Source organism: Oryzihumus sp. JJN4-3R, assembly GCF_057747915.1.
The window spans coordinates 3,968,797-3,980,223 of sequence record NZ_CM173229.1 but is presented as its reverse complement, the minus strand read 5'-3'; the positions used below and the strand labels follow the sequence as shown (position 1 = coordinate 3,980,223).

General features: G+C 73.2%; 12 protein-coding genes and 1 tRNA gene. 8 read left to right on the top strand and 5 right to left on the bottom strand.

The window, feature by feature from the left end; all coding sequences use genetic code 11:
- Positions 1–90 precede the first annotated feature (90 nt).
- Both AC3ANM_RS19005 and AC3ANM_RS19000 read right to left on the bottom strand, forming a co-directional pair.
- Positions 91–498, bottom strand: coding sequence for a nuclear transport factor 2 family protein (locus AC3ANM_RS19005; RefSeq protein WP_488285975.1), 408 nt, complete (start codon positions 496–498; stop codon positions 91–93).
- 77 nt (positions 499–575) lie between these two features.
- Complete coding sequence (locus AC3ANM_RS19000) at positions 576–1,742, bottom strand: glycerophosphodiester phosphodiesterase (protein WP_488285974.1); 1,167 nt, start codon at positions 1,740–1,742, stop codon at positions 576–578.
- 83 nt (positions 1,743–1,825) lie between these two features.
- Between AC3ANM_RS19000 and AC3ANM_RS18995 the strand changes: the two genes are divergently transcribed.
- From AC3ANM_RS18995 to AC3ANM_RS18970, 6 genes are all read left to right on the top strand, one after another.
- Positions 1,826–3,085 carry a PucR family transcriptional regulator gene (locus tag AC3ANM_RS18995; protein ID WP_488285973.1) on the top strand — a complete coding sequence of 420 codons (1,260 nt, stop codon included), beginning with the start codon at positions 1,826–1,828 and terminating at the stop codon, positions 3,083–3,085.
- 78 nt (positions 3,086–3,163) lie between these two features.
- Positions 3,164–4,342, top strand: coding sequence for an acyltransferase domain-containing protein (locus AC3ANM_RS18990; protein ID WP_488285972.1), 1,179 nt, complete (start codon positions 3,164–3,166; stop codon positions 4,340–4,342).
- An 11-nt stretch (positions 4,343–4,353) separates the two neighbouring features.
- Complete coding sequence (locus tag AC3ANM_RS18985; protein ID WP_488285971.1) at positions 4,354–5,379, top strand: beta-ketoacyl-ACP synthase III; 1,026 nt, start codon at positions 4,354–4,356, stop codon at positions 5,377–5,379.
- Between the two features lie 94 nt (positions 5,380–5,473).
- Complete coding sequence (locus AC3ANM_RS18980) at positions 5,474–5,722, top strand: acyl carrier protein (protein WP_488285970.1); 249 nt, start codon at positions 5,474–5,476, stop codon at positions 5,720–5,722.
- 123 nt (positions 5,723–5,845) lie between these two features.
- Positions 5,846–7,096, top strand: coding sequence for a beta-ketoacyl-ACP synthase II (gene fabF / locus AC3ANM_RS18975; protein WP_488285969.1), 1,251 nt, complete (start codon positions 5,846–5,848; stop codon positions 7,094–7,096).
- Positions 7,096–8,547, top strand: coding sequence for an acyl-CoA carboxylase subunit beta (locus tag AC3ANM_RS18970; protein ID WP_488285968.1), 1,452 nt, complete (start codon positions 7,096–7,098; stop codon positions 8,545–8,547). Before fabF ends, AC3ANM_RS18970 begins: the two co-directional genes overlap by 1 nt.
- Positions 8,548–8,728: 181 nt before the next feature.
- On the opposite strand, the gene AC3ANM_RS18965 is transcribed toward AC3ANM_RS18970, so the two are convergent.
- A complete protein-coding gene (locus AC3ANM_RS18965; protein ID WP_488285967.1) occupies positions 8,729–9,244 on the bottom strand; it encodes a DUF3145 domain-containing protein in 516 nt (171 codons plus the stop codon).
- Between the two features lie 201 nt (positions 9,245–9,445).
- Between AC3ANM_RS18965 and AC3ANM_RS18960 the strand changes: the two genes are divergently transcribed.
- The gene (locus tag AC3ANM_RS18960; protein ID WP_488285966.1) at positions 9,446–10,156 is read left to right on the top strand and encodes an FMN-binding negative transcriptional regulator; all 711 of its coding nucleotides are present in this window, start codon (positions 9,446–9,448) and stop codon (positions 10,154–10,156) included.
- A gap of 46 nt (positions 10,157–10,202) precedes the next feature.
- Here AC3ANM_RS18960 and AC3ANM_RS18955 read toward each other — a convergent pair whose 3' ends face one another.
- Complete coding sequence (locus tag AC3ANM_RS18955; RefSeq protein WP_488285965.1) at positions 10,203–10,736, bottom strand: hypothetical protein; 534 nt, start codon at positions 10,734–10,736, stop codon at positions 10,203–10,205.
- 157 nt (positions 10,737–10,893) lie between these two features.
- Between AC3ANM_RS18955 and AC3ANM_RS18950 the strand changes: the two genes are divergently transcribed.
- Positions 10,894–10,970 (top strand) — tRNA-Ile (locus AC3ANM_RS18950).
- A 169-nt stretch (positions 10,971–11,139) separates the two neighbouring features.
- Here AC3ANM_RS18950 and AC3ANM_RS18945 read toward each other — a convergent pair.
- Positions 11,140–11,385, bottom strand: a complete 246-nt coding sequence (locus AC3ANM_RS18945; RefSeq protein WP_488285964.1) for a hypothetical protein — start codon at positions 11,383–11,385, stop codon at positions 11,140–11,142.
- Positions 11,386–11,427: the final 42 nt, after the last annotated feature.

Below are 11,427 nucleotides of genomic sequence, written 5' to 3'. Positions count from 1 at the left end.
GTGCCGCGCAGCTCACCTCCCGCACCGCCCACCTCCCGCACCGACCACCTCCCGCGCCGCCGCTCCACGCGGCAACGCGCAGGGACCCGGCTACGGCGCGGGGAAGGGCGCGTCGGCCGGCGTCTCCGCCCGCCAGGGGCTGCGCCACGGCGCGGCCTCCCAGCCCTCCATGATGTAGATGCGCTCGCGCGCGACCTTCTCGTCCCGGAACTCCATGAGGTTGACGACGAACTGCCACGGCTCGCCGTTGTAGGAGATGAGGTTCTCGACCACGACGAGGTCGTCGCGGTGGACGACCCGGCGGATGTGGAAGCGCACGCCGTAGGGCAGCTGCTCGCGCCACACCTTGAAGTTGGCCACGCCCTCGAAGCGCTCCCCGGACTGGGGGAACTCGAGCACGGCGTCGTCGTGGTAGATCTCGTGGGTGATGTCCTGGTCTGTGCCGGCGTAGTCCCAGTGGCGCTGCAGCGTGGCCTGGAGCGTGGCCTCGTCGAGCATGGCGGCCTCCTTCGTCCCGCACCCACGGTAGGCCGACGCCGGGGGTCCGCCCACCCCCTCGCGCCCCAACCGCCGCGTCAGCCGGTCGCGGACAGGTCCCGGCGGGCGGTGACGCCGAGGTCGGCCTGGTCGGTGAAGAAGCCGTCGATACCCGCACGCAGGTAGCGCTCGTCCTCCGCCACCGCGTCACCCCGGGCGTCGGGGTCGCTGCCCCGGCGCAGGTCGGTGGGCAGGAACTGGTTCTCCGCGCGGAACGTGTACGGGATCACCCACAGCCCGGCGCGGTGGGCGTCGGCCACGAGGCTGGTCGGGGTGCCGAGCCGGCCGCCGGCCGTGCGCGGGATGACCTCGGCCTTGTCCGGCCCGATCGCGTTCACCACGCCCTTGAGCGTGCGCAGGCCGGCCGGGCTGGTCAGGGTCGCAAAGGTGCGCGGGTCGCCGTGGGAGCGCAGGTCGTAGGGCGCGCCCCGCGTCGCGGTCAGCAGCAGCGTCGGGGCCCTCAGCTTCCACCGCGAGCGCAGCTGCTCGAGGTTGGTCAGCTCGAAGGACTGCACCAGCACCGGGGCGTCGGCGCGGTCGAGCCCGGCCCGGCGCAGCTGGGCCACGAGGACCGGCTCGAGGTCCAGGCCCAGGGCGTGGAAGTAGGTGGGGTGCTTGGTCTCCGGGGCGACGCCGATCGGCCGGTGCAGCTCGCGCGAGAGCCGGGCCCGCAGGGCGAGCACCTCAGCGAAGGTCGGCACCTGGAACCTCCCGTCGTAGCGCACGTTCTGCGGCCGGACCGACGGGATCCGCTCCCTGGCACGCAGGGTGCGCAGCTCGGCGAGGGTGAAGTCCTCGGTGAACCAGCCGGTCTCGCGCACCCCGTCGACGACCTTCGTGGTCCGCCGGGAGGCGAACTCGGGGTGGTCGGCGACGTCGGTGGTCGCGCCGATCTCGTTCTCGTGCCGGGCCACCAGCACGTGGTCCTTGGTGGAGACCAGGTCCGGCTCGAGGTAGTCCGCGCCCATCCGCGCGGCCAGCTCGTAGGAGGCGAGGGTGTGCTCGGGCCGGTAGCCGGGGGCTCCGCGATGGCCAATGACCAGCGCCCGCGGCAGCAGCCTGGTCGCCGCGGCGGGCGGCCGCGCCCCCGTGACGACCGTTGGAGGTGCGTGCACACCGGTCGAGCAGCCGGCCCCGGCCGGCACCAGCAGGGCGAGCGCGGTCAGCAGTGCCGCACGGGCGCGTGCCGGTCTGGAGGTCCCCACCGGCGCAAGGCTAGGGGTGACCGACCCCACCCGTCGCCGCGGACCTGGTGCCCTTGTGCACGGCATACAAATAGGCTGGTGGCATGGCCACCCAGGGCAGCCGCATGAGCGCCGCCACCCGCCGCCGGGTCGAGCGCAGCGCGGGCGCGCTGTCGACCTCCGCGATCAAGCGGATGGAGGTCAACCTCGACTGGTATCGCGCGCTGTCCGCCGAGGACCGCTCCTGGGTCGGGCTGGTCGCCCAGGCGGGTATCGCCGCCTTCATCGCGTGGTGCCGCGACCCCTCCGACCAGCCGCACATCACCGCCGACGTGTTCGGGACGGCGCCGCGGGAGCTGACCCGCTCGATCAGCCTGGGGCAAACCCTGGACCTGGTCCGCGCCGTGGTCGACGTCGTCGAGGACGAGGTCGGCGAGCTGGCCGCGCCCGGCGAGGAGCAGGCGCTGCGCGAGGCGGTGCTGCGCTACTCCCGCGAGATCGCCTTCGCCGCGGCCCAGGTCTACGCCGAGGCCGCCGAGGCCCGCGGCGCCTGGGACGCCCGGCTGGAGTCCCTCGTCGTCGACGCGGTCCTGCGCGGCGAGGCCGACGACTCGATGCAGTCGCGAGCGACGGCGCTGGGGTGGGGGTCGGTCAGCCGCGTCGCCGTCGTCGCCGGCGTCACGCCCGGCGGGGACACCGCCGGCGTGGTCGACGCGCTGCGCCGGGCCGCCCGCCGGCACGGGGTGGAGTGCCTGGCCGCCGTGCAGGGGCAGCGGCTGGTGACCATCCTGGGCGGGGTGGACGACGCGCTCGGGCTCGCCCGAGCACTGGCGTCGCACTTCGCACCGGGGCCGATCGTGGTCGGCCCCGTGGTGCCGCACCTGTTCGCCGCCGGCCGCTCGGCCCGCTCGGCCCTGTCCGGGCTCGGCGCGGCGCGGGCGTGGCCTGAGGCGCCGCGCCCGGTCCTGGCCGACGACCTGCTGCCCGAGCGCGTGCTCACCGGCGACGCCCCGGCCCGGCGGATGCTGATCGACCAGGTCTACCGCCCGCTCGCTGCCAGCGGCGCCGCGCTGTTCGAGACCGCCACGGTCTACCTCGACGGTGGCGGCGGCCTCGAGGCGACCGCGCGCGTGCTGTTCGTGCACCCCAACACGGTGCGCTACCGGCTGGGCCGGATCGCCGCCCTGACCGGCTATGACCTGACCCAGCCACGCGAGGCGCACGTGGTGCGCATGGCCCTCGCCGTCGGTCGCCTGGCCGAGCCCGCGCAGCGGCCGTGGCGGCGGACCGTGCCCGGTCAGGAGCCGGTCACGACCCCGTCACCGGACGGAAACCCCGAGGACGCCTCCCTCGAGGCTTTGTAGGACCCCTCCAAAACACGCCCGAGGAGTTCGTGGCGTTCGGTCACGGCCCCGCCGCGGCTCACCGGCAAGGCTGGAGCCGTGCTCGTCATCGTCTGCCCTGGACAGGGCTCCCAGACCCCCGGCTTCCTCGCCCCCTGGCTGGAGCTGCCCGGATTCCGCGACCGCATGCAGTGGCTCTCGGCCGTGGCCGGCATGGACCTGGTCGCGCACGGCACCGAGTCCGACGCCGAGACCATCAAGGACACCGCCGTCGCCCAGCCGCTGATCGTCGGCGCCGGCCTCATCTCGCTGCTCGCGCTCTTCGAGCACCCCGCCGACGGCCACCGCGTCGTCGCGGGCGGTGCGGGCCACTCGGTCGGCGAGATCACCGCGGCGGCCGCCGCCGGCGTCATCACCGCCGAGCAGGCCATGGTCTTCGTCCGCGAGCGTGGCCGGGCCATGGCCGCCGCGAGCGCGGTCACGCCGACCGGCATGAGCGCCGTCCTCGGCGGCGACCCCGACGAGGTCGCCGCGACGCTGGAGCGCCACGGCCTGACCGCGGCCAACAACAACGGCGGCGGGCAGATCGTGGCCGCCGGCACGCTCGAGCAGCTCGAGGCCCTCAAGGCCGACCCGCCGGCCAAGGCCCGGGTCATCCCGCTCCAGGTCGCCGGTGCGTTCCACACCCACCACATGGCCCCCGCGGTGGACCTGCTCGGCGGCTACGCCCGCGCCATCTCCACCCACGACCCGCGCACCCGTCTGGTCTCCAACGCCGACGGCGCCGTCGTCCACGACGGGCGCGACGTGCTCAGGCGCCTGGTCACCCAGGTGAGCAACCCGGTGCGCTGGGACCTGTGCATGGAGACGTTCAAGGACATCGGCGTCACCGGCCTGATCGAGATCCCCCCGGCGGGCACGCTGGCCAACCTGGCCAAGCGCGGCCTGCCCGGCGTCGAGGTCCTCGCGATGAAGACCCCCGACGACCTCGAGGCCGCCCACCGGATGGTCCGCGAGCACGCCCAGCCCAGCCAGATCGCCGACAACCCCACCTGGCGGCTGGTCATCGCCCCCGCCAAGGGCACCGTGAGCTACACCGTCACCGAGGCCGGCACCACCGTCCCGGCCGGGTCCGTCGTCGCGACGGTCAACACCCTGCGCGACAGCTACTCCGTCACCGCACCGCACGGCGGACGGGTCATCGAGTGGCTCGTGGAGGACGGCGACCCCGTCTCCCCCGGCCAGCCGCTCCTGCGCCTGCACCCCACCGAAGTCTGAGCGACCCGGAGATGACCGAGATGACCCAGCCCACCCACCGCGGCACGCTGAACCCGCCCGCCGGTGCCCAGCACGCCCGCATCTGGGGTGTCGGCGGCTACCGCCCCGAGCGCGTGGTCACCAACGAGGAGGTCTGCACCTGGATCGACTCCTCCGACGAGTGGATCCGGGAGCGCTCCGGCATCGTCACGCGTCGCTTCGCGGCTCCGGAGGAGTCCGTGGTCGACATGGCCGAGCGCGCGGCCCGCAAGGCGCTGGCCGCGGCCGGCATCAACCCCAGCCAGCTCGGTGCGGTCATCATCGCCACGGTGACCCACCCCTACCAGACCCCGGCCGCGGCCCCGATCCTCGCCGACCGGCTCGGCGCCACCCCCGCCGCGGCGTTCGACATCTCGGCCGCCTGCGCCGGCTACTGCCACGGCATCTCGCTGGCCAACGACATGGTCCGCGGCGGCAGCGCCGAGTACGTCCTGGTCGTCGGCGTCGAGAAGCTGTCGGACTTCACCGACCGCTCCGACCGCGGCACCGCGTTCATCTTCGGCGACGGCGCCGGCGCCGCGGTGGTCGGCCCGTCCGACTTCCCCGGCATCGGCCCCACCGTCTGGGGTTCGGACGGCGCGCAGTGGGAGACCATCTCCCAGCGCGACCCGTGGACCAACGTCCGCGACCACAGCGTCGACTGGCCGGCGATCACCATGGCCGGGCAGTCGGTCTTCCGCTGGGCGGTGTGGTCCATGGCCCCCGTCGCCCAGGCGGCGCTGGACAAGGCCGGCGTCACCGCCGACGACCTGGACGCATTCATCCCGCACCAGGCCAACATGCGGATCATCGACGCGATGATCAAGCAGCTCAAGCTGCCCGCCCACATCCCCGTGGCGCGCGACATCGCCGAGACCGGCAACACCTCCGCCGCTTCCATCCCGCTGGCCACCGAGCGCATGCTCGAGCAGGGCGAGGCCCCGCACGGCGGCCTGGCCCTGCAGATCGGCTTCGGCGCGGGCCTGGTCTACGCCGCCCAGGTCGTGGTCCTGCCCTGATGACTCCCGCGGCCCGACGGGTAACTCGGGTCAGCCCGCACCACCCCGTCACATCCACCGACGCACCACCCGACACACCAAGGAGCTGAATCCCATGGCGCAGAGCGAGCAGGAGATCCTCGACGGCCTGGCCGAGATCGTCAACGAGGAGACCGGTCTGCCGACCGACTCCGTCGAGCTCGACAAGTCCTTCACCGACGACCTCGACATCGACTCGCTGTCGATGATGACGATCGTCGTCAACGCCGAGGAGAAGTTCGGCGTGCGCATCCCGGACGACGAGGTCAAGAACCTCAAGACGGTCAAGGACGCTGTGTCCTTCATCGCCAGCGCCCAGGGCTGACCCACACCTGATGCTCGGGCCCGCGTCCCGGCCACACCCCCGGCCGAGGACGCGGGCCGGAGCCGGCCCCACGGCATACATCCCCACCGGCTGCCTCACCCAGACCAAGGAGCACAACTTCCGATGACCCCGAACCCCGAACGGAGCGTCGTTGTCACCGGGCTCGGCGCGACCACTCCCCTCGGCGGCACCGTCGCCGAGACGTGGGACGCGATCCTCGCCGGGCGCTCGGGCGCACGCACCATGCCCTATGACTGGGTGGCCCAGTACGAGCTGCCGGTGACCTTCGCGGCCACCATCAAGACCCCGCCGGAGGAGGTCCTCGCCAAGGTCGAGGTGCGCCGGCTGGACCCGTCCGCGCAGTACGCCCTGATCGCCTCCCGTGAGGCGTGGGCCGACGCCGGGTCGCCCGAGGTTGACCCCGAGCGTCTCGGCGTGGCCATGGGCTCGGGCATCGGCGGCGTGTGGACCCTGCTGTCCCAGTGGGACACGTTGAAGGAGAAGGGCCCCCGCCGCGTGTTCCCGCTCGCGGTCCCGATGCTCATGCCCAACGGTCCCGCGGCCGCGGTGTCCCTGGAGCTCGGCGCCCGCGCCGGCGCCCACACCCCGGTCAGCGCCTGCGCCTCCGGCGCCGAGGCCATGGGCTACGCCCTGGAGATGATCCGATCCGGCCGCGCCGACGTCGTCGTCGCCGGTGGCACCGAGGCGGCCGTGCACGCGCTGCCGATCGCCGGGTTCGCCGCGATGCAGGCCCTGTCCACCCGCAACGACGACCCGGAGAAGGCCTCCCGCCCCTACGACACCGGCCGCGACGGCTTCGTCCTCGGTGAGGGCGCCGGCGTCATCGTCCTGGAGTCCGAGGAGCACGCCCGCGCCCGTGGCGCGCGCATCTACGCCGAGCTCGGCTCGGTCGGCATGTCCGCCGACGCCCACCACATCGCCGCGCCCGAGCCGAACGGCGCCGGCGCCTCCCGCGCCATGCGTGAGGCCGTGGAGCGGGCGGGCCTGTCGCCCAAGGACATCGTCCACATCAACGCCCACGCGACCTCCACCCCGGTGGGCGACGTCGCGGAGTCCAACGCCATCCGTCGCGCCTTCGGCGACGACGCGGACGGTATGCCGGTCAGCGCGACCAAGTCGATGACCGGTCACCTCCTCGGCGCCGCCGGTGCCCTGGAGAACGTCCTGACGATCCTGGCGGTGCACCACCGCCTGGCGCCGGCGACGATCAACCTCGACGACTTCGACCCGGAGATCCAGCTCGACGTCATCCACGGCGAGGCGCGCAAGCTGCCCCAGGGTGACATCGCGGCGCTGAACAACTCCTTCGGGTTCGGCGGCCACAACGTCGCCCTGACGGTGAAGAGCATCTGATGACCTCACGTATGCCCAGCGAGGCCGCCCAGGCGGCGGCCACCGCCACCAAGCCCAAGATCGACCGGGAGAACGACCCCCGCAACCCGCGCAAGCGGCTCGAGGCGTTCTTCGACCCGGGCACCTTGGAGCTGATCACCCCCGAGGACACCAGCGGCATGCTCGCCGGTGTCGGGCTGGTCCGCGGCACCAAGGTCGTGGCCTACGCCTCCGACGCCACGATCCAGGGCGGCGCCATGGGCGTGGACGGCTGCAAGGTCATCCTGGTGGCCTACGAGCGTGCCCTCGTCGACGGCGTGCCCGTCGTCGGCCTCTGGCACTCCGGCGGCGCGCGCCTGGCCGAGGGCGTCGTCTCGCTGCACGCGGTCGGCGAGGTCTTCGCGATCATGACCCGGGCCTCGGGCAAGATCCCGCAGATCTCCATCGTCATCGGTGCGGCCGCCGGCGGCGCAGCCTACGGCCCGGCTCTGACCGACATCGTCATCCTCGGCCCGGACGGCCGGGTGTTCGTCACCGGCCCCGACGTCGTGCGCTCGGTCACCGGCGAGAACGTCGACGCGCTGCGCCTCGGCGGCCCGGAGCCGCACGGCCGCCGCTCCGGCGTGGTCCACGTCGTCACCCAGTCCACCGAGGAGGCGCTCGAGCGCGGCCGCCTCATGTGCGCGCTGCTGGGCAACCAGGGCAAGCTCGACGTGGCCGCGGTCGAGGACCGCGACCTGGCCGAGACGTTCCCGGAGTCGGCCAAGCGCGCCTACGACGTGCACCCGCTCGTGGCCAACGTCCTCGACGACGCCGAGGACATGATCGAGCTGCACCCCAAGTGGGCGCCCAACATCACCACCACGCTCGGCCGCTTCGGTGGCCGCACGGTCGGCGTCATCGCCAACAACCCGATGCGCCTCGGCGGCTGCCTCGACTCGGCCTCGGCCGAGAAGGCCGCCCGCTTCGTGCGGATGTGCGACGCCTTCGGCGTGCCGCTCATCGTCCTGGTCGACGTGCCCGGCTACCTGCCCGGCGTCGGGCAGGAGTGGGACGGCGTCGTCCGCCGTGGCGCCAAGCTGCTGCACGCGTTCGGCGAGTCGGTGGTGCCCCGGGTGACCCTGGTGACCCGCAAGACCTACGGCGGCGCCTACATCGCGATGAACTCGCGCTCGCTCGGCGCGACCCGCGTCTTCGCCTGGCCGACCGCCGAGGTCGCCGTCATGGGCGCGGTCGCAGCCGTGCGCATCCTGCACCGGCGCCGCCTGGCGGAGGTGCCCGAGGAGGACCGCACGCAGGTCGAGAACGAGCTGGCGGTGGAGCACGAGAAGCTCGCCGGCGGCCTGGCCCGCGCGGTCGACATCGGCGTCATCGACGAGGTCGTCGAGCCGACGAAGACCCGCTCGGCGCTGGCCCACGCGATCGCCGAGGCCCCGCAGCGTCGCGGCCACCACGGCAACATCCCGCTCTAGGCAGGATCCCGCCCCAGCAGCGGCCAGCGCACAGCGCGAAGGGTTGACCACATCCGGATGTGGTCAACCCTTCGGCGTGTCCGGGACGACTCCGCGAGCGGAGGCCCGAGGTTGGCGTCAGCCGATGAGCGCGAGGGCACGCAGCTCCCCGATCCCGCCGGCTGACAAGTGCTCCCCTGTCTCACCCCACCTTGTGCAACCAGCGCACGGGAGCCCCGTCACCGGCATACCGGAAGGGCTCGAGCTCGTCGTCCCACGCGGCCCCCAGCAGCAGGTCGACCTCCTGGGCGAGGACCTCGGCATTGCCCTTGCTGATGGCGATCGCGGTGCGCAGCCGGTCCTCGTTGACCACGGCGTCGCCGCTGGCCGAGGTCCACGTGTGGTGCAGCCCCAGGCTCGGCGTGTGCGACCAGCGCGAGCCGTCACAGCCGGGGCTGGGCTCCTCGGTCACCTCGTAGCGCAGGTTGTCCCAGCCACGCAGCGCGCTGGCGATGCGCGCGCCGGTGCCGGCGTCGCCGGTCCAGGACAGCTCGGTGCGCAGCAGGGACGGCCCGGCGGGCTGGCGGGTCCAGTCCAGACCGACGCGCTGGCCGAGCACGCTCTCCAGCGCCCACGTGATGTGCGGGCACAGCGCAGTAGGGGTGGAGTGAATGAACACCACCCCGCGCGTCGTGGGACGCGACGTCACAGCAGACATCCGGACCTCCTGTGTGCGAGGGACGTCTTCCCCAACGACCTCGACACGCCATGCGACCCGGCGGTATGCCGTGTGCGCCCGGACCAGCCGGGCGCACGGCTATTGTGCCCCACCCATCACACGAGCACCAGCGAAACGCTGGCTCCGGCTGTGGCGCGCGCTGACGAGGTCGCCGGCTCCGGCTCTGACAGGATCGGGAGCATGCTCGTGCATCCGTGGGACGCGCCCCTCGACGACCAGGAGTGGCGACAGGTGCTGCGCACCCTCGACTTCGGCCAGCTCATCGCCCCCGGCGGACCGGAGCGGGAGCTGCCGGTGGTCGTGCCGACGCACTTCGTCTACGACGGCGAGCGGACCGTCGAGCTGCACCTGGCCCGGCCGAACCCGGTGTGGGAGGCGCTGGCCGAGCGCCCGCGCGCGCTGCTGACGGTGATCGGCGACTACGTCTACGTCCCGGCCGGGCTGAACGCGGGGCGGGGCGGGGACGCTGCGCACGGGGTGCCGACCAGCTACTACGCCGCCGTCCAGGCCGAGGTGGACGTCGAGGTCGTCGACGACCCGGTGGCCAAGGCGGCGATCCTGCAGCGCCAGCTCGGCCACTTCGAGCCGGCCGGATCCGGGCGCGCCCCGGTCGACCCGCACGACGGACCGGACCGGCGGCAGCTGCCCGGGATCCGCGGGCTGCGGCTGACCATCACCGCGGTGCGAGCCAAGTTCAAGTACGGCGGCAACAAGAGCATCGAGCACCGGCTCGACATCGCCGACGCCCTCGATGCGCGCGGCGGGCCGCTGGATGACGGTGCGCGGCGCCGGCTGCTGGAGCGGTTGGGCCAGGACGGTCCCCGGGACCGGGACGTGCCGCCGCCCGGGTCGTCGATGACCGACGACGTCCCGGGCGACGTGGTGCGCTGAGCGGGCCTCTCCTGTCCCTCGATGGTTCCGGCTCAGCCCGGCGCGCTCAGGTCATGCCGGAGCCGGATGTGGTGGCCGACCCGGACGGCGCACCCGAGGGAGCACCTGGCTGCTGGGGGGCGCCCTGGCCGGGGCCGCCGGACCCCTGGACCTCCACGGACGTGACCGTGAAGTCCTTGCCGACGTGCACCGTGACGTGCGTGCCGTCGGTGCGGACCATGTGCGCCTCGTAGACGCCCTCGCCGTCGGTCTCGACCCGCTCGATCGTGGCCGAGGGCTCCTTGGCCCTGGCCGCGGCGGTCACCTTGTCCTTCGTGGTGCCGGTGAGCAGCGTCTCCCCGGGGTGGAAGGCCTTGTGCGGGTCCGGTGCCTGGCCGTTCGGCATCTGGCCATTGGGCATCTGACCGTTCTGCCCCGGCGGCATCTGGCCGTACCCGCCCTGCTGCGGCGCGGCATACCCGGTGCTGTTGCTGCTGCCGGAGCGGGTGGCGGCGTTGGCCAGGGACGCGCCCGTGATGGCCACGCCGACCGCCGCGGCGAGGGCGGCGGCGCCGATGATCATGGTGCTGGGCTTCTTCATGGTGGTCTCCTTGCTGGGGGCCGTGCTGTCATGGACCACCGTGGTCGCGGGGACTGTGCCGGCCCCGTCGCGATCTGATGCGAGCCCTGTGAAACGGGCGCGGTAGGCTCCGCCTCGCCCCCGCCGGTATGCCGCGTGGCTGCCGGGTGCGGGCCCCGGGGCAGTAGCTCAGTCGGTCAGAGCAGCGGACTCATAATCCGTCGGTCGTCGGTTCAAGCCCGACCTGCCCCACCACACGTCTCGGCTGGTCAGCGCCCTGCACCGACGCAGCCCGGGCGGCACTTCACCCCCGTGGACCTGGCTTTCGTCACCGCATCGCAGCGAGTCACCAGCCAGCGGCTGGAGCTCTGGTCGGTGCGCAGACGCGTGCGGCCGGCATATCTGCGCCACGGCCGCTCGAACGTCAGCCGGGGTAGCCAACCTTGGCCGGTGCTGCCGCCTCCCGCCTCGAATCCCTGAGCGCGTGCCGCACCGCGAGACGGATGACCCAGTACGACACGAACAGTGAAACCACGGGTCCCAGCAGGACCAGGAGCAGGATGAGCCCCTCGCCGGCGCCGAGCATCCCCGAACTGTCGTTTCCCGAGGCGCTGGCCGCCAGCGGCACAAAGTCCGTCACGAACGAAGCCGCACTCATCACTGCGATCATCCCCCTCAAAGGACCACCGAGACCGAATGCCGGTGGTGTCGA